Source organism: Pseudomonas sp. NY15374 (genome assembly GCF_048068255.1).
GTDB lineage: Bacteria > Pseudomonadota > Gammaproteobacteria > Pseudomonadales > Pseudomonadaceae > Aquipseudomonas > Aquipseudomonas machongensis.
Window position 1 is genome coordinate 101,965 of sequence record NZ_JBLUPZ010000002.1, and the last position, 18,922, is coordinate 120,886.

General features: G+C 63.5%; 13 protein-coding genes. 2 read left to right on the top strand and 11 right to left on the bottom strand.

Annotated elements, in window-relative coordinates; genetic code table 11:
- Window positions 1-60: 60 nt before the first annotated feature.
- From ACNFHO_RS04815 to ACNFHO_RS04840, 6 genes are all read right to left on the bottom strand, one after another.
- Window positions 61-1,503 (bottom strand): PLP-dependent aminotransferase family protein, encoded by a 1,443-nt coding sequence (locus ACNFHO_RS04815; RefSeq protein WP_054894261.1) that lies wholly within the window; start codon window positions 1,501-1,503, stop codon window positions 61-63.
- Between the two features lie 179 nt (window positions 1,504-1,682).
- Window positions 1,683-2,498, bottom strand: a complete 816-nt coding sequence (locus ACNFHO_RS04820) for an OmpA family protein (protein WP_414154006.1) — start codon at window positions 2,496-2,498, stop codon at window positions 1,683-1,685.
- The gene (locus tag ACNFHO_RS04825; RefSeq protein ID WP_054894263.1) at window positions 2,495-2,848 is read right to left on the bottom strand and encodes a DUF4398 domain-containing protein; all 354 of its coding nucleotides are present in this window, start codon (window positions 2,846-2,848) and stop codon (window positions 2,495-2,497) included. The genes ACNFHO_RS04820 and ACNFHO_RS04825 overlap by 4 nt, the downstream gene beginning before the upstream one ends.
- Window positions 2,849-2,857: 9 nt before the next feature.
- A complete protein-coding gene (locus ACNFHO_RS04830) occupies window positions 2,858-3,679 on the bottom strand; it encodes a substrate-binding periplasmic protein (protein ID WP_063545591.1) in 822 nt (273 codons plus the stop codon).
- Between the two features lie 83 nt (window positions 3,680-3,762).
- Window positions 3,763-4,692 (bottom strand): electron transfer flavoprotein subunit alpha/FixB family protein, encoded by a 930-nt coding sequence (locus ACNFHO_RS04835; RefSeq protein ID WP_063545592.1) that lies wholly within the window; start codon window positions 4,690-4,692, stop codon window positions 3,763-3,765.
- Complete coding sequence (locus ACNFHO_RS04840) at window positions 4,693-5,442, bottom strand: electron transfer flavoprotein subunit beta/FixA family protein (RefSeq protein WP_054894266.1); 750 nt, start codon at window positions 5,440-5,442, stop codon at window positions 4,693-4,695.
- Between the two features lie 540 nt (window positions 5,443-5,982).
- Between ACNFHO_RS04840 and ACNFHO_RS04845 the strand changes: the two genes are divergently transcribed.
- The gene (locus ACNFHO_RS04845; RefSeq protein WP_063545594.1) at window positions 5,983-7,647 is read left to right on the top strand and encodes an electron transfer flavoprotein-ubiquinone oxidoreductase; all 1,665 of its coding nucleotides are present in this window, start codon (window positions 5,983-5,985) and stop codon (window positions 7,645-7,647) included.
- A gap of 69 nt (window positions 7,648-7,716) precedes the next feature.
- On the opposite strand, the gene ACNFHO_RS04850 is transcribed toward ACNFHO_RS04845, so the two are convergent.
- The 5 genes from ACNFHO_RS04850 to ACNFHO_RS04870 all read right to left on the bottom strand — a co-directional run bounded on the left by ACNFHO_RS04850 (window position 7,717) and on the right by ACNFHO_RS04870 (window position 14,857).
- The gene (locus tag ACNFHO_RS04850) at window positions 7,717-9,528 is read right to left on the bottom strand and encodes an ABC transporter ATP-binding protein/permease (protein WP_063545595.1); all 1,812 of its coding nucleotides are present in this window, start codon (window positions 9,526-9,528) and stop codon (window positions 7,717-7,719) included.
- A 214-nt stretch (window positions 9,529-9,742) separates the two neighbouring features.
- Window positions 9,743-9,946 (bottom strand): formate dehydrogenase subunit delta, encoded by a 204-nt coding sequence (locus ACNFHO_RS04855; protein ID WP_414154008.1) that lies wholly within the window; start codon window positions 9,944-9,946, stop codon window positions 9,743-9,745.
- Window positions 9,943-12,831 (bottom strand): formate dehydrogenase subunit alpha, encoded by a 2,889-nt coding sequence (gene fdhF, locus ACNFHO_RS04860; protein ID WP_416765478.1) that lies wholly within the window; start codon window positions 12,829-12,831, stop codon window positions 9,943-9,945. The genes ACNFHO_RS04855 and fdhF overlap by 4 nt, the downstream gene beginning before the upstream one ends.
- Window positions 12,828-14,378 (bottom strand): formate dehydrogenase beta subunit, encoded by a 1,551-nt coding sequence (locus ACNFHO_RS04865; RefSeq protein ID WP_414154010.1) that lies wholly within the window; start codon window positions 14,376-14,378, stop codon window positions 12,828-12,830. Before ACNFHO_RS04865 ends, fdhF begins: the two co-directional genes overlap by 4 nt.
- Window positions 14,375-14,857, bottom strand: coding sequence for a formate dehydrogenase subunit gamma (locus ACNFHO_RS04870; RefSeq protein WP_416765479.1), 483 nt, complete (start codon window positions 14,855-14,857; stop codon window positions 14,375-14,377). The genes ACNFHO_RS04865 and ACNFHO_RS04870 overlap by 4 nt, the downstream gene beginning before the upstream one ends.
- 528 nt (window positions 14,858-15,385) lie before the next feature.
- Between ACNFHO_RS04870 and ACNFHO_RS04875 the strand changes: the two genes are divergently transcribed.
- Window positions 15,386-18,703: a type III effector HrpK domain-containing protein gene (locus ACNFHO_RS04875; protein WP_416765481.1), complete on the top strand. Its 3,318-nt coding sequence runs from the start codon at window positions 15,386-15,388 to the stop codon at window positions 18,701-18,703.
- Window positions 18,704-18,922: the final 219 nt, after the last annotated feature.

Sequence of the window (18,922 nt, forward strand, 5' to 3'; positions counted from 1 at the left end):
GGGCATCAAGAGCATGGCATCAAAATGCCTATGCTCCCTGTTCCCTGCCCTTATGACAAGCTACAAAATCGAGACAGCAGACTCTCGACACAATTGTTGGGCCAGCAGCCCCAAGGTCATCACCGCCCGCTCTGCCTCCTTGCTCCAGGGAATCCCGCAATTGAGGCGGATGCAGTGGTTGAATTGCTCGGTGTTGCTGAAGATCAGGCCAGGCGCGATGCTGATGCCCTGCTCCAGCGCCCGCACATGCAACTCCTGGGTATTGACTCGCCCCGGCAGGCTGACCCAGAGAATGAACCCACCCGTGGGCCGGGTCATCTGCGTGCCGTCCGGGAAGTGCTGCTGCACCGCCAGCTGATAGGCACTGAGATTTTTGCGGTACTCCTGGCGAATGAAACGCAGGTGGCGGTCGTAGCCGCCATTCTCGAGATAGGCCGCCACACCCATCTGGGTGACACTGCAGGCCGAATGCGTGGTGAAGGTCTGCAGGCGCTGGATCTCGTCCTGGTAGCGCCCAGGAATCATCCAGCCGACCCGAACCCCTGGCGACAGCGTCTTGGAGAAGCTCGAACAGTAAATCACTCGATCCAGCCGGTCGAACGCCTTCAGCGCCTTGGTTCGCCCCTGCTCGAACATCAGTTCGCCATAGATGTCGTCCTCGACGATCTGGATATCGAAGTCTGACGCCAGGCGCAGCAACTGTTTCTGCCGCTCTTCCGGAATGGTCCCGCCCAGAGGGTTGCTCAGGCGCGCCGTCAGCACCAGGGCCTTGATCGACCACTGGTTGGCCGCCAGTTGCAGCGCCTCGAGGCTGATGCCGGTGGACGGGTCGCTGGGAATCTCGATCACCTTCAGGCCCAGCAAGTCCGCCAACTGAAGCAGCCCATAGTAGGTCGGCGACTCGGCGGCGATCAGGTCGCCAGGACGCGTCAACACGCGCAGCGCCATTTGCAGGGCATCGACACAGCCATGGGTGACAATCACCTCGCGCGGGTCGACCAGCACGCCAGCGTCACGCATGCGAATGGCGATCTGCCGGCGCAGCGGCTCGAACCCCGGGCTGAACATGTAGCTGAAGGCACGCGGGCTGTGGAACCGCGTCACCTTGGCGATCTGCTGGTGCAGGGCCCGAACCGGCAGATAGTCCACATGGGGAACAGCAGCGCCAAACGGGAACACGCCATCGCGGCGCGCTTCAGTGAGCACTTGCTGGATGATACTGGCCCGGGTGACCAACCCAGGGCGCTCGACCCGGGCGATATCCGGCGTCTGCGCGGTCAGGGCGGGCGTCTGGTGGACATAGTAGCCAGACTGCGGACGGGCACGGATCAGCCCCTGATCCTCGAGGTTGGCGTAGGCCTGCAGAACCGTGGCATGGCTGACATTGAGCTGGGCGCTCATCTTGCGCACGGACGGCACGCGCTCGCCTGGCTGGTAGACACCGCGACGGATGTCATCGGCCAGTTGCTGGGCAATGCGCTGGTACAACAGCAGGTTGGTCATGGTGATTCTCGAAGCGCGGACGGGTTCGTTGTTCTTGTACGACTCACAGTCGAGACAGAATACCGTAACAGTTGCAAAGTGTACTGGGACAGTTCCGAGAATAGTCGACATTACACTTGCTTGACAGCGGCGAACAGACGAACCGTCAGCGCGGGTGCCAGGCAGCACCCGAAAAGCACTCAGCGCGGCGGCGCGAGCTTGCCCTTCTCATCGGAGAACACGATCTCCACACGGCGGTTCTGCGCCCTGCCCCGCTCCGAGGCGTTGACCTCGACCGGGTACTGATCGCCATACCCCTCGACCTCGATGCGCTTTTCATCGATGCCCAGGTCGACCAGCATGTCCGCCACCGACTGCGCACGGTCACGGGACAGCTTCAGGTTGTCTTCGGACGCCCCGGTGCTGTCGGTGTAGCCCTCGATCCGCACCACGCGGCGCGGATTGAGCTGCAGGAACTGCACCAGCTTGAGCACCGTGCGACTGGCGGAGTTCTTGAGCTCCGCCTCGCCGGTGTCGAACAGCACGTCCCCCAGCGTCATCACAAGGCCGCGATCGGCCTGCTCCGATGCCAGGGCGGCGATCTGCGATTCGACCCACTTGCCCTGCTGCTGCACGCTGGCCAGCTTCGCCTCACGCAGCGCCAGTTGCAGACGCTGGCGCTCCAGATCGAGCTTGGCCAGGCGCTCCTGGTTCAGTGCCAGATTGGCGTGCTCGCGGGCGATCTCGCTGTAGCGCTGGCTGAGGTAGGCATAGTGACGTACATCGGTGCCGCTGCCGACATAGCTGGCCAGGCGCTCTGCACGCGCCAGCGACTCACCGGCACGGATCACATCGCGCGGTGCACTGCGCAGCACGTCGGAGTTGTCCTTGACCTTCTGGAACGCAGCCGTGGCATCGTCCAACGCCGACTCGCTGCGCTGGCTCGCGCAACCCTGCAGACCGGCAGCCAACGCCAGCACGACCAGGGCAGCACCGGGCTTGAATGTTCGGCTCATGGCTGCACCTCCAGCTGCTTGCGCAGGCGCTTGATACGCGACTCGGTCACCTTCAACTGTTCTTCACTTTTCTGGGTCAACACCTGAGCCTCGGCCAGGCGTGCATCCAGCTCGGCCTGCTCAGCGCGCATGCGCGCATCACGAAAGTCTTCGCTGACCATGTTGGTCTTGGCTCGGGCGAACTTGTCTTCGGCCAGCTTGAACGCCTCGACCTGCTCGGTCGCGCCGACAGCCTTGGCCTGCTCCAGCGCCTGCTCGGACAGGCGCATCTGCTCATGAGGAGCCGGATCGTTGGCACAACCGGCCAGGGCTGCAACAGCCAGGACCAGGATCAGTGGTTGGATTCTCACGCATTCTTCCTACTGTTTGGGGGCGTCCCCGGTCATCTGCATCTGCGCTTTCCAGCGCTCCACATTCCGCTGCAGCACCGCCTCGGAGGCGCCAGAGATCGGCAATTCTGTCAGCTTTTTCGCCAGTTGCCCACGCAGCCAGGCATCGTTACAGGCCGAATTGTGTGACACCGCCAGGTACAGCCCCGGACGATCCACCGGCAGGCCGCGTGCGACGAGGTCGTTGCTCATGCCCAGGCTCTGGGTCATGGCCATCCCCGAATAGCGCCCCGCCAATACGTAGTCGACCTGCCCCAGCACCAGCTTCTGGAAGGCCTGGGTGAGATTCTGCGCAGGCACCAGCTTGAGCTGGGACTTGGCGAACGCCTCGAACGCCGGGGTCAGCCGGGCCTTCTCCGAAAGGCTGCCCTGATAGCGGGCCAGATCCGCCGGACCGTCGAAATCCAATGCCGAATCATGGCGAGTCCAGACCAGGTATTCGTTGAGCTGCAAGGGGGGATGGATGTAGTCCAGCGCGGTCAACTGACCGATTTGCATCGGCGTGTCCAGCAACAGGTCCATGCGCCCGCTGCGCACCTCCTCCAGCGCCTGCTCGCGGCGCCCGGCATGCAGCACCTCGACCCTCACCCCCAACTCGCCCGCCACCTGGCGCAACAGGTCGACATTGGCACCGATCAGGTGCCGGGGGTCTTGCGGGTCCTGCCAAGAGTACGGCGGTGCATCCGGGCTGCCAGTGGCCACCAGCTTTTCACACTTGCCGGCGGCCATCGCCTGCGAGGATAACAAGGCCACCATGCAGGTCAGCAAGCGACCCGTTCTGCCAAACGCCATTACCTTACTCCTTGCCAGCCATGCAAAAAAAAGCCCGACCCCTGTCATGAGGGTCGGGCTTCTTTATAAGTGAAGCGCTCGGATCAGACCAGCTTTTCCAGCTCCGGCACCGCCTCGAAGAGGTCGGCAACCAGGCCGTAGTCGGCCACCTGGAAGATCGGGGCTTCTTCATCCTTGTTGATCGCGACGATCACCTTGGAGTCCTTCATGCCCGCCAGGTGCTGGATCGCGCCGGAGATACCGACGGCGATGTACAGTTGCGGTGCGACGATCTTGCCGGTCTGGCCGACCTGCATGTCGTTCGGCACGAAGCCTGCGTCGACCGCAGCGCGCGAAGCGCCGACAGCGGCGCCGAGCTTGTCGGCCAGGGCGTACAGGTGCTTGAAGTTGTCACCGTTGCCCATGCCACGGCCGCCGGAGACGACGATCTTGGCAGCGGTCAGCTCGGGACGGTCGGACTTGGCCAACTCTTCGTTGACGAAGGCCGACTTCCCGGCGTCGTGGGCGGCAGCAACGGCTTCCACCGCAGCCGAACCACCTTCGGCGGCCACGGCGTCGAAGCCGGTGGTGCGCACGGTGATGACCTTGACCGCAGCGCTCGATTGCACGGTGGCAATGGCGTTACCGGCATAGATCGGACGCTTGAAGGTATCGGCGGATTCGACCGAGACGATCTCGGAGATCTGGTCGACGTCCAGCAGCGCGGCGACGCGCGGCAGGATGTTCTTGCCGTTGGTGGTGGCCGGAGCCAGCACGTGGCTGTAGCCCTTGGCCAGCTCGACGATCAGTGGCGCGACGTTTTCCGGCAGGGCGTGGGCATAGGCCGCATTGTCAGCGACCAGCACCTTGGCAACGCCAGCGATCTTGGCCGCAGCCTCGGCTACGCCGCCGACGTTCTGGCCTGCGACCAGCACGTGGACGTCGCCACCGATCTTGGCGGCAGCAGCGACAGTGTTCAGGGTGGCCGGGGCTACGGCACCGTTCTCGTGTTCAGCGACAACCAGGATAGTCATTTAGATTACCTTCGCTTCGTTCTTCAGCTTCTCGACCAGTTCGGCCACCGACTTGACCTTGATACCGGCGCTGCGTGCAGCAGGCGCTTCGACTTTGATGGTCTTGGTGGTGGAGGCGGTGGATACGCCCAGCGCATCTGGAGTCACGGTCTCCAGCGGCTTCTTCTTGGCCTTCATGATGTTCGGCAGCGACGCATAGCGCGGCTCGTTCAGACGCAGGTCGGTGGTGACGATCGCCGGCAGGTTCAGCGCGACGGTCTGCAGGCCGCCATCGATCTCACGGGTGACGTTCAGCTTGTCGCCAGCCACTTCGACCTTGGAGGCGAAGGTACCCTGGGCGTAGCCGGTCAGCGCAGCCAGCATCTGGCCGGTCTGGTTGTTGTCACTGTCGATGGCCTGCTTGCCGAGGATGACCAGCTGCGGCTGCTCTTTATCGACGATGGCCTTCAGCGCCTTGGCCACGGCCAGGGAATTCAGCTCCTCGCTGGTCTCGACCAGAACGGCACGATCGGCACCCAGTGCCAGGGCGGTACGCAGTTGCTCCTGGGCGGCGGTCGGGCCGACGGCAACGGCGACGATCTCGGTCGCAACGCCCTTCTCTTTCAGGCGTACGGCTTCTTCCACGGCGATTTCGCAGAAGGGGTTCATGGACATCTTGACGTTTGCAAGGTCGACGCCGGAGTTGTCCGCCTTGACGCGAACCTTGACGTTGTAGTCGACCACTCGTTTGACAGCTACAAGAACCTTCATGGATTCCTCGTTACTCTCCGGTGAAAAGAATGTCGCCTGGGGCGTGCCCGGCGAATGCGCGTGGGTACAAGGACACCTCTGAAAACGTTCCGGGTCGAGCGAAATTTGCCATGACCGATCAGTCCTGTGCGGACTGGCGGGGCAAAACCCGCGGGTCATTTCCTGTCGTGGCGTGTAGACTCCACTACAAAAAGGGTTTCAGCCTGTATTCCCTGCTCTACGCCTGGTTTTTAGAGGTGCACCTGCGCCCGACGGTCAGCCTACGGCGAGCGTAAAACCGCTCGTATCTTGACCGTAACACCCAATCCGGTCAATACGGCAAATTGGCCAGCCTCCAGCCGCCCTCCTGTGATTTTACTGGGCTGCGGCAAATTCAAACAAACGTTTGTATTGGACCCGCCAAGTGGTGTAGATATAATGCGCGGCCAAGACAAAACGGTGTAGTCCGCCACCGGCACGGCTACAGCTGCCCCGACCGTGAGCGGGCATCCGACACCCATAAGACAAGCAACGCGATGAGCCTTGAGTAGGAGAGAACCTGTGGAACGCGAATACATGGAATTCGACGTGGTCATCGTCGGCGCAGGCCCGGCGGGCCTGTCTGCCGCCTGCCGCCTGAAGCAGAAGGCCGCCGAAGCCGGTAACGAGATCAGCGTCTGCGTGGTCGAGAAAGGCTCCGAGGTCGGCGCCCACATCCTCTCCGGCGCGGTCTTCGAACCCCGCGCGCTGAACGAGCTGTTCCCCGACTGGAAAGAACTCGGCGCCCCGCTGAACACCGAGGTCAAGCGCGACGACATCTATGTGCTCAAGGACCAGGGCAGTTCGGTCAAGGTGCCGGACCTGTTCGTGCCCAAGACCATGCACAACCAGGGCAACTACATCATCTCGCTGGGTAACCTGTGCCGCTGGCTGGCCCAGCAGGCCGAGAACCTGGGCGTGGAAATCTACCCGGGCTTCGCCGCCCAGGAAGCGCTGTTCGACGAGAACGGCGTAGTCCGTGGCATCGTCACCGGCGACCTGGGTGTCGACCGCGAAGGTCAGCCCAAGGACGGCCTGTACACCCCCGGCATGGAGCTGCGCGCCAAGTACACCCTGTTCGCCGAAGGTTGCCGCGGCCACATCGGCAAGCAGCTGATCAAGCGCTTCGACCTGGACAGCGAAGCCGACGTGCAGCACTACGGCATCGGCATCAAGGAAATCTGGGAGATCGACCCGAGCAAGCACGAGCAAGGCCTGGTGGTGCACACCGCCGGCTGGCCGCTGGATGTGGTGAGCGCCGAGAACACCGGCGGCTCGTTCCTCTACCACCTGGAGAACAACCAGGTAGTAGTTGGCTTGATCGTCGACCTGTCCTACGCCAATCCCTACCTGTCGCCGTTCGACGAGTTCCAGCGCCTGAAGCACCACCCGGTGATCAGCCAGTACCTGGAAGGCGGCAAGCGCATCAGCTACGGCGCCCGCGCCATCTGCAAGGGCGGCCTGAACTCGCTGCCGAAGATGGTGTTCAACGGCGGCGCGCTGATCGGCTGCGACCTGGGCACCCTGAACTTCGCCAAGATCAAGGGCAGCCACACGGCGATGAAATCCGGCATGCTGGCCGCCGATGCAGTGGCCGATGCCCTGTTCGCCGGCAGCGAAGGTGGCGACGCCCTCAACAGCTATGTCGAGGCGTTCAAGGCCAGCTGGCTGTATGAAGAGCTGTACGCCAGCCGCAACTTCGGCCCGGCCATGCACAAGTTCGGGCCACTGTTCGGCGCTGCGTTCAACTATGTCGACCAGAACTGGTTCGGCGGCAAGCTGCCGTTCACCCTGCACGACACCAAGCCCGACTACGCCTGCATGAAGCTGGCTGCCGACGCGAAAAAGATCGACTACCCAAAGCCCGACGGCAAGCTCAGCTTCGACAAGCTCAGCTCGGTGTTCCTCTCCAGCACCAACCATGAAGAGGAACAACCCTGCCACCTGAAGCTGACCGATCCGAACGTGCCGATCGCCACCAACCTGCCACTGTACGACGAGCCGGCCCAGCGTTACTGCCCGGCCGGGGTCTACGAAGTGGTCACCCAGGAAGACGGCAGCAAGCGCTTCCAGATCAACGCGCAGAACTGCGTGCACTGCAAGACCTGCGACATCAAGGATCCGTCGCAGAACATCACCTGGGTCACCCCAGAAGGTGCCGGCGGCCCTAACTACCCCAACATGTAAGGCCCGCGCCGCATGTAAAAAAGCCCCCTGGCAGCGATGCCAGGGGGCTTTTTCATCTGCTGCCGATACTCAGGACAGCACCACCGCGTCCTGCTCGAACAACGCCCAACCACCCTTGCCATCGACCTCCAGCCGGTGGCTGTGAAAGCCAGCCAGCGTGCTGCGGTGCCCGACACTCACCAGCAAGGTTTCCGGCATTTCGTTGCGTAGCAGCGAATACAAGGCATGTTCCAAACCTTCATCCATCGCCGAAGTGGACTCATCGAGAAACACCACATGCGGCTGGTTGAACAATACCCGGGCAAACGCCAGGCGCTGCTGCTCGCCGATCGACAGGATGCGCGTCCAGTCGCGGCTTTCCTCCAGGCGCTCGGCCAGATGCGCCAGGTTCACTTGCCGCAATGCCTGCTGCATCCGTGCATCCTGCTCCTGGCCGACCTGGGCCGGGTAGGCGATGGCGGTGCGCAGATCCCCCAACGGCAGGTAAGGCCGCTGCGACAGGAACAGCGCCTGCTCCCCCAAAGGCCTCGCGACCGCCCCTTCTGCATAAGGCCACAATCCCGCCAGGGCTCGAAGCAGCGTGGTCTTGCCGCTGCCCGAAGGCCCCTTGATCAGCAATGCCTGCCCGGCCTGCAGGTTCAGGCTCAGGTCGGCAATCAACCGATGGCCATCCGGGCGCAGCACCTGCAAACCCGCGATATCCAGGGCCCGCGGCAGCTCGCGGGTTGCCACGTGCGGCAGCTCGCTGGCCTGGTGGTTGGCATCGAGAAAACCGGTGAGACGATCGAGGGTCGCGCGGTAGCTGGCAAAGGTGTCGTAGGACTCCCGGAAAAACGATAACGAATCCTGCACCTGCCCGAACGCCTGCGACGTCTGCATCACATCACCCAGCTTGATCGCTCCGCTGAAAAAGCGCGGCGCCTGCAGGATGAACGGGAACACCACCGCCACCTGGCTGACACCCAGGTTGAAACCGTTGAACTTCAGGCTCCGCCAGACCAGTGCCCAGACATTGCCGATCAAGGCGAAGAAACGCCCGAGCAACGTGCCCCGCTCGACCTGCGCGCCCTGGTAGAAGGCAATGTTCTCGGCGTTCTCGCGCAAGCGCATCAGTGCGTAGCGAAAGTTCGCCGTGAGCTTTTCGTTGAGGAAGTTCAGGCGAATCAACGGCCGCCCGAGGCGGAAAGCGATCCAGGTGGCGATGAGCACATAGACGTACACCGCAAACACCATCGCCCGCGGCACCTCGACTCCAGCCACTGTCAGCGGCGCCGACAGCCCCCAGAGAATACCGGTGAAGGCAACCAGCGAGACCAACGCACTCACTGCCCCGAGGGCCAGCGACACCGAGCCGGTAACGAAGGCGTTGACGTCCAGTTCGATACGTTGGTCCGGGTTGTCCACCGGTTCTTCGAGGAACTGCCCGCGGTAGTAGGCATCGCCATGCATCCAGTCGGCGGTCAGGCGCTCGGTCAGCCAAACCCGCCAATGGATGTTGAACGACTGGGTGACGTAGTAGTTGAACAGAGAACGCAGCACATGAATGGTCGCCAGTACCGCGAACACCCCGAGCAGGTACCAGAACGCGGTCTGGTCCAGGCCCTGCAGGGCGCTATAGAAACCGTTGTACCAGAACGAGAACAGCACGTTCATGCGCACCGAGAACAGCGCCAGGAACAGCAGCAGGGCAAACACCAACAGCGGACGCCAACTGCGCCTGAAGCTGAAGTAATCGCCTGCCAGTTGCCAGAACTGCTGGCCCCAGCGAGTAAAGCGCACCGCCAGAAAAGCGGCGGCGGTGAAGCCGACAAGGGTGATCAATGAAGCGACTGCAAGCCAGCTCAGGCTCTCTTGCAGGGCCTGGTGCCAGTTCATTTCCATGGTGGGGTTTCCGTGGCGAGTATTTACTCGAGCCTAGCACCGGCCGGGGCTGGCGAAGATGACGGAGGTTTCATGTTGGGCGTGCCGGCTCGATCGCACATGCAACGAATCCGACTCGATCCGTGTAGGGACAACTGTCTTGTTCAGGATCTAAAGTCCAGCCCAATCCCTGTGCGAGCGGGCAAGCCCGCTCCCACAGGCACCACCGCGCACGTTACCCCAACGCCTCCCGCACCTTCGAATCGAGCCCCTCCCCCGCATGGGCCTCGCTCCATTCGCTCAACTGCCGGCGCATCGCTGGGGTCCAGAAACTCTGCAAGTGCTGCCTCACCCCCTGCACCGCCAGCGCCCGGTCCGGCTCGCTGTCGAAGTAGTGGGCGATCTGGTTGGCCATCCTGACCAGGTTGTCACTGCTCATCGGCGGACCTCGACTTTTTCCTGTCCTTCGACCTGGCGTCGCTCCTTGAGCAAGCGCTGCTGTTCGTCACTGAAATGCTGATAGCGCTTCTGCCATTCCGAGGGCTGGAACACCCGCACCACCTCGACGGCCGTGACTTTGTACTCTGGGCAGTTGGTGGCCCAGTCGGAGTTGTCGGTGGTGATCACGTTGGCACCGGACTCGGGGAAGTGGAAGGTGGTGTACACCACGCCCGGCGCCACCCGCGCACTGACCCGCGCACGCAATACGCTCTGCCCCGCACGGCTGCCCACCCCAACCCAGTCGCCGTCGCGGATGCCGCGGCTTTCGGCATCGCTGGCGTGGATCTCCAGGCGATCCTCATCATGCCAGGCAACGTTGTGGGTGCGACGGGTCTGGGCGCCGACGTTGTATTGGCTGAGGATGCGGCCGGTGGTCAGCAACAACGGATAACGGGCATTGACCTTCTCGTCGGTGGGCACATAACCGGTGAGCATGAATCGCCCCTTGCCGCGCACGAACTGGTCGATGTGCATGGTCGGGGTGCCGTCGGGCGCGGCTTCGTTGCACGGCCATTGCAGGCTGCCATGGCGGTCGATCTCGGCATAGCTGACGCGGTGGAAGCTCGGCGTCAGGCGGGCGATCTCGTCCATGATCTCGGACGGATGCCGGTAGTCCATGCGATAGCCCAAGGCATTGGCCAGGGCCACGGTCGCCTCCCAGTCGGCCTTGCCGGCCAGCGGCTCCATCACCTTGCGCACCCGCGAGATGCGGCGTTCGGCGTTGGTGAAGGTACCGTCCTTTTCCAGGAACGAGCTGCCTGGCAGGAACACATGGGCGAACTTGGCGGTTTCGTTGAGGAAGATGTCCTGCACTACCACGCACTCCATGGCCATCAGTGCCGCAGTGACGTGCTGGGTGTTCGGGTCACTCTGGGCGATATCCTCGCCCTGGCAGTACAGCGCCTTGAAGCTGCCATCGAGCGCGGCCTCGAACATATTGGGAATGCGCAGACCAGGATCAGGCTGCAAGGTCACGCCCCAGGCCTGCTCGAATTCACTGCGCACGGTCTCGTTGGAGATATGCCGGTAGCCCGGCAATTCGTGGGGGAAGGAGCCCATGTCGCACGAGCCCTGGACGTTGTTCTGACCACGCAACGGATTGACGCCCACGCCTTCGCGACCGATGTTGCCGGTTGCCATGGCCAGGTTGGCGATGCCCATCACCGCCGTGCTGCCCTGGCTGTGTTCGGTGACGCCCAGGCCATAGTAGATCGCCGCATTGCCAGCGCCCGCATACAACCGTGCCGCCTCGCGGATCTGCTCGGCAGGCACGCCGCAGATCGGCCCAAGCGCCTCGGGTGAGTTCTCGGCCAGGCTGACGAACTCACGCCAACGCGTGAACTCGGCACTCTCGCAGCGCGCGTCGATGAAGGCCTGGTCGAGCAGCCCTTCATCGACGATCACATGGGCCAAGGCATTGAGCATGGCGACGTTGGTGCCCGGACGCAGCTGCAGGTGCAGCTCGGCGCGGGCGTGGGGCGAGTCGACCAGGTCGATGCGGCGCGGGTCGATGACGATCAGCCGCGCGCCCTGGCGCAGGCGGCGCTTGAGCTGCGAGCCGAACACCGGGTGAGCGTCGGTCGGGTTGGCGCCGATCACCAGGATCACGTCGGCCTGCATGACCGAGTCGAAGCTCTGGGTGCCGGCCGATTCGCCCAGGGTCTGCTTCAAGCCATAACCGGTCGGCGAATGGCAGACCCGCGCGCAGGTGTCGACGTTGTTGTTGCCGAAGGCGGCACGCACCAGCTTCTGCACCAGATAGGCTTCTTCGTTGGTGCAACGGCTGGAGGTGATACCGCCGATCGAGTCGCGTCCGTACTTGAGCTGGATGCGTCGGAACTCACTGGCGGCATAGGCCAGCGCCTCATCCCAACTGACTTCCTGCCATGGGTCTTCAAGGCGCTTGCGGATCATCGGCGTGGTGATGCGATCCGGGTGAGTGGCGTAGCCCCAGGCGAAGCGCCCCTTGACGCAGGCGTGACCGTGGTTGGCGCCGCCGTTCTTGTCCGGGACCATGCGCACCAGTTGATCGCCCTTCATCTCGGCGCGGAACGAGCAGCCCACCCCGCAATAGGCGCAGGTGGTGATCACCGCACGCTCCGGCTGGCCGAGCTGGACCAAACTCTTCTCAGTCAGGGTCGCTGTCGGGCAGGCCTGCACGCAGGCGCCGCACGACACGCACTCGGAGGCGAGGAAATTCTCGCCACCGGCCGCTGCCACCCGCGACTCGAAGCCTCGACCACTGATGGTCAGGGCGAAGGTGCCCTGAATGTCTTCGCAGGCACGCACACAGCGGCTGCAGACGATGCACTTGCTGGGCTCGTAGTCGAAGTACGGGTTGGAGACGTCCTTGGCCTCGTCAAGATGGTTGGCGCCGTCATAGCCATAGCGCACCTCGCGCAGGCCCACCTGGCCGGCGACCGTTTGCAACTCGCAGCTGCCATTGGCAGAGCAGGTCAGGCAGTCCAGCGGGTGATCGGAGATGTACAGCTCCATGACATTGCGCCGCAGGTCGGCCAGGCGCGGCGTCTGGGTGCGCACCACCATGCCTTCGCTGACCGGCGTGGTGCATGAAGCTGGGTAGCCGCGCATACCGTCGATCTCGACCATGCACATGCGGCACGAGCCGAAGGCTTCGAGGCTGTCGGTGGCGCACAGCTTGGGAATGCTGGTGCCCAGCAGCGCGGCGGCGCGCATCACCGAGGTGCCTGCGGGGACACTGATCGCACGGCCGTCGATGTTCAGGCTGACCTGCAGCTCACTGTCGCGGGCAGGCGTGCCCAGGTCGATGTCGCTGTTGGCGGGGTCGAAATAGTTGATCATTGTGCGGCCTCCGAGCTGGCCAGACCGAAATCGGCGGGGAAGTGCTTGAGGGCGCTGGCCACCGGGTAAGCGGTCATCCCGCCCATGGCGCACAGCGAGCCGTACTGCATCGTGTCGCACAAATCGCGCAGCAGGTGCGCCTGGTCTTCGCGCGCAGCAGGGTCGCTGCTGGCGATCAGGCGATCCACCACCTCCATGCCGCGGGTCGACCCGATGCGGCAGGGCGTGCACTTGCCGCAGGATTCCTCGGCGCAGAACTGCAGGGCGAAACGCGCCATGCCGGCCATGTTCAGCGTGTCGTCGGCGACTACCACACCACCATGGCCGATCATCGCGCCGATGGCAGCGAAGGCCTCGTAGTCCAGCGGCGTATCGAACTGCGACGGCGGCACCCAGGCACCCAGCGGGCCACCGACCTGCGCAGCTTTCAGCGGACGACCACTGGCGGTACCACCGCCATACCCCTCGACCAGCTCACGCAGGGTCAGGCCAAAGGCACGCTCGACCAACCCGCCCTGGCGCACGTTGCCCGCCAGTTGGAACGGCAAGGTGCCCAGCGAACGGCCCATGCCAAAGTCGCGATAGAACGCTGCACCTCTTGCCAGGATGATCGGCACAGAAGCCAAGGTCAGGACGTTATGCACCAGCGTCGGCTGGCCGAACAGGCCCTCGAGCGCCGGCAGCGGCGGCTTGGCGCGCACGATGCCGCGCTTGCCTTCGATCGACTCCAGCAGCGCCGTTTCCTCGCCGCAAATATAAGCACCAGCCCCCACACGCACTTCGAGCTCGAAGGCCACGCCGCTGCCGGTGACGTCCAGATAACCGGCCTCGCGCGCCAGCATGACGGCCTCGTTGAGCACTCGAATGGCGTCCGGGTATTCGGAGCGCACATAGATATAGCCTTTGCTAGCGCCAACCGCGAGGCCGGCGATGATCATGCCTTCGATCAGCAGGAACGGATCGCCTTCCATCAGCATGCGGTCGGCAAAGGTGCCGGAGTCGCCTTCGTCGGCGTTGCAGACGATGTACTTCTGCCCGGCCGGTGCCTGGCGCACGGTGCGCCATTTGATACCCGCTGGAAACGCAGCCCCGCCTCGGCCACGCAGGCCGGAATCCAGAACCGCGGCAACCACTGCATCGCCGTCCATCAATGCAGCCTTGCGCAAGCCCTCGAAGCCCCCATGGGCTTGATAGTCGTCCAGCGAACATGGCCGGGTGATGCCTGCGCGGGCAAACAGCAGGCGCTGCTGGGTCTTCAGGTAAGGGATCTGTTCGACAGGGCCCAATGCCAGTGGATGCTCAGCCCCTTTGTCCAGGGCCTCCAGAAGGCCCGGCACGTCTTCGGGCATGACCGGCCCGAAGCCCAGGCGCCCTTCGGCGCTTTCCAGCTCCAGCAATGGCTCGAGCCAATACAGGCCACGCGAGCTGGTGCGCTGGATCTGCAGCGGCAGTTGCCGCTTCGCGGCCTCACGTTCGAACGCCTCGGCGAGCTGGTCGGCGCCCACTGCGCGAGCCAGCGAATCGCAGGAAATACACAGCTTGATCATGCGCCCGCCCCCACCCTGCAGCTGTCCACCAAAGCCTGCAGACGCTCGGGCGTGAGCCGCGCATGCACCTGCCCGTCCAGCTCCAGCGCTGGCGAGCAGGCGCAAGCGCCGAGGCAGTACACCGGGCGCAGACTCAACGCTCCATCTGCAGTGGTGCCATGGTCGTCCAGCCCAAGCTGTTCGCGCAGCTGCGCGGCCAGGGCTTCGGCGCCGCGGCTCTGGCACGACTCGGCGCGGCACAGGCGCAGGGTATGGCGTGCCGGGGGCGAAGTGCGGAAATCATGGTAGAAGCTGATCACCCCACGCACCTCGGCGAGGCTGAGGTTCAGCGCATGGGCGATCTCGGGGACTGCTTCATCGGGTACATGGCCCAGGCCTTGCTGGATGGCGTGGAGGATCGGCAACAGCGCGCCGGGCACCTCCTTGTGGTTGTCCAGCACACGCTGGATCAAGGGCAGGTCAAGCGTCTCTTCAGGCATACAGCGGACCTCGGCAACCCGGATCCGCCCGAAGGTGCGGGCAGGTGTCCGGCGGTGTTCTGCTGTGGCGTTCCGGGCCTGTCACGGTCACAGGATCACGGTCGCCCTCCTCGTCCAAGCCGGTGCGTCTGTGCGCACTCGGTCCTCGGACATCCTGATAAGAATGGCACCGTTGGCCGAAAACGATAGCGCGCAAGCGACAGGGCACATCCTGAAACCGACGCATGCGAGATTGCACATAAGCTCACCTCCACAAGCGCAGTGCCAATCAGGGAAAGATAGTTACGAGTAATTTCACAACATTTCACTTAGTTAATAGCTTGCCGATAACAATGGCGATTTACCAAACAACACTTCACTTGACAGGCAATTAAATTCACAACTTCCGCCGGGGCAATCACCTCATTTAGCAAACGCGTGAAAACGATAATAAATTCACGCTTCGCACGTTTCTTTTACAATTTGAAACAAATATGACTTATTGCCTCCTTATCGTCGGAATCCTCCTGTATCACTAGGTCCGGCCCCATGAAAACCTCGAACACCGACGCCCCTGGCACAACGTCCTCGGACAATCCCCTCGCTCGTTTCGAAACCGCGGTCACCCGCTCGCTTTCCAACTTCAAGGACACGCCAGACCCCACGCCGGCCGGCAACAAACGCTTCGTCGTCGCCGCCGCGGTCGACAACAAGAAGGAAGCGGAAATCGCCGCCGCACTGGCCACTAACGACCCGGAAGTCATCAAGCACCTCAACGATCCCAACCTCGCCGATATCGGCAACACCGGCATCCCGCTGGCCAACATCGCCTCGATCACCAAGCTCTCCGACAACGTCCTGGACCTCAAGACCCGCGACGGCCGCGACATCGTCATCATCAAGCAGATGACCCCCTACCTGTTCGACGGCATGGCCAGCAAGACCGACGCCGTGGACGCCCTGAACAAGAGCAAGGCCGAGGGCTATCGCATCGCCCAGGCCGGCGATGTGCCACCGGGCATGGACGACTACAAGTTCATCGGCCCTGCCGACGAGGTCGGCCCCGGCCTGATTCGCTACGAAACCCAGTCCGGCGACAAGGTGATCGTCGCCAACGAGACCAACCATGCCCTGTTCGACCAGGTGAAGTCCGACGGCGAAGCCCTCACCCTGATCAACAAGAGCGAGCAGGAAGGCTATCGCCTGGCCAGGGCCGACGAGCCCGCCGATGGCATCAAGGCCATCGGTACGCCCGAGGAACTGGGCCACGGCCTGATTCGCTACGAAACCGAAAGCGGCGAGAAGATCATCGTCTCCCAAGGCATCAGCCCGGATCTCTATGCCTCGATGAGCAAGGCGTCCAACGGCATCTTCGGTGTCGACGGCGCGGTCGACACCAGCTGGATCGACAACTCCAAGTACGCCAGCGGTGTGCGCGACTGGGACACCATCACCGGCAACAAGGGCGGCGACAAGCCCACCCAGGCCGAAAAAGACCTGGAGCGTCCGCGCGCCGCATCCAAGATGCTCAGCGATAACTGGGACAAATGGGGCCTGCACGACCGCAAGATCGACTTCGCCAACCCACCCAGCGACCTGCCGCCCGAGGCGCAGGCCACGCTCAAGTACCTGGCGGGCAGCCCGAGCCTGATGAACGCCCTAGACAGCGGCGGCCTGGGCAAGAGCGATGGCGTCATCACCCACGCCGATGTCGACAAGTTCATCAGCCAGCAGAACAAGGACCTGTCGGCTGCCTCCTCTTCCTATTCGAAGTTTCTCTCGAAAAACCCGGGCGCTTCCGACCTGGCCAAGGAAAACGCCAAGTCCGCAGCCATCGTCATGGCCAACATCTCGCTGGTCAGCAGCGCTGGCCCGCAGATGGAAGGCGCCAACCAGCGCGCCAACAACGGCAGCCTGACCACCGACAACCTCAACGCGATCAAGTCCGACAGCGGCCTGAGCCCCGAGCTGACAGGCGCTGCCGGTTACTGGTCCAACCCAGGCATGTGGCACGTGATGGACTCGGCCGGCGACCACCCCGCGACCGCCTCCTCCGACGGCATCGTCCAGCAGAAGAACATCGGCGCCTGGCTGGAAAACCAGGCGCCGAAGGACGACCACGGCGTGCTGATGATGCTCAGCAACGCCTCGATTCGCGGCTCTCTGGCGGGCGTGGACACCTCCAAGCTGACCAAGGACGTGCTCGAGCACCCCGAGAACTACGACGGCAAGACCAAGGCCGCGGCCATGCTGGAGATCACCGACGCGCGTGCGCGCCTGCAGGCCAGCGACAAGGTCGACGGCGACCTGTATGCCGGCATCACCGCCGACAGCCAGTACCACCTCAACCCGACCAAGTCCAAGGTCATGAAGCAACTGGACGATGCCATCTCCAAGCTGGGCAACGACGCGGACGTCAAGGCCTACATGGCCGCAAACCAGGGCCCGGGCATGCGCGACATCATCAACGCCGACCCGGCGATGAAGAAAGCGCTACAGCACAGCCAGGACAGCCAGATCAACAGCGGCAACATCATCAACACCGCCCTGGCCACCAAGGATGGCAACGGCAACCCGCTCTCGCTGCCCGATGCCCTCGCCCTGGCCGGTACCGATGCCACCCTGACCGACCTCGCCCTGGGCGGCGACGGCAACGTCGACCTGGCATCGATCGCCGACAAGTCGGGCAAGTCCGGGGATATCGAGCAGTATTTCCGCGAGCACATCCTCAACGGCAAGGACCTGGAGGACGGCTTATCCAAGGGTGGCGACCCGATGACCGTCATCGGCCAGTACGCTTCCAACGCCGCGCTGTTCAAAGAGTTCCTCGGCGACAAGGTGACGCCGCAGGAGGCCTCCGAGGTCGGCCAGCGCATCAACCAGGCGGTGTCCGATTCGCTGATCGACGGTGCCGACAACACCACGCTCAAGGATATCTTTGGCGACGGCAGCGGCAACTTCGATGAAAACAAGGCCAAGGCCATCATCGACAAGGCCATGGCCGACGATCCAGACATGTTCAAGGACTCCAGCGGTGCGCCGATCCGCCCGCAGGATGTGATCTCGATGCTGCGCTCGGTGTGGGACACCAACCGCCAGGGCGAGAAGATCAGCGACGTCCTGCCCAAGTCGATCGACGGTCTGAAGCTCAATGTCAGCGAATCCTACAAGCAAGGCCTGCTGCACATCGGCAGCGCCCTGCTCGCCGGTGGTGTGCTGGCCGCACGTTCCGCCACCGGTGGCAACAGCCCGACCGACAACGCCTCGCGGGTTTCGGCAGGCATGCAGTTCGCCGGCCTGATCATTGAGGGCGGCACCAAGTACGCCAAGGAAGCCGGTTATGGCATGGTCTGGAAACCCACCCCGGTCGACCCGTCCAAACCTGCGCCGATCGGCGAGTTCCCGACCGGCAAGATGGTGCAGAACACCGACGGTATCAACCGCCTGGGCAACCTGGGCAAGGTCATCGGCGGTGCGGGCAGCTTCATCGGCGGCGTGCTGGGCCTGATCAGCGGCGTCAACAGCGCCTTCGCCGGTGACAAGGTCGGGGCCGGCTTCTCGCTGACCACCGGCGCGCTGGGTACAGGTGCAGCGATCACCTCGATCATCGAAGGCGGTGCGGGGCTGTTCGGCCTGGCCGATGTCGGCGCCATCGCCGGCGCCTTCTCCGGGGTGCTGGGCTGGGCCACGGCGGGGCTCGGGCTGGTGGCCGGGATCGTGTTGCCGATCATCGAAGTGGCCAAGCGCGAGAAGATGCAGGACCAGTTCTTCGGCGAACTCAAGCCGGTATTGGACAAGTACGACCTCACCGGCGGGCCGATCACCAAGGAAGATCGCGACGAGGAGTACAACTTCGCCTACGGCTGAGGCAAGGCTGCCCGCGCCTGCAGCCCCGCGATACAGGGTTCTCAAAACCTGCGCGGACCTTGTGGGAGCGGGCTTGCCCGCGAAAAAGACACCGCGCTCCCTGGCACGGGCTACGCCCGTGTTCTCGGGACAAACCGGGCCGCCGAACCGCCGCTACCCTCCACTACACCCTCAGAAAATTCCGAATCTCTCCGCCAATACTTCAGCTCAACGCCACCT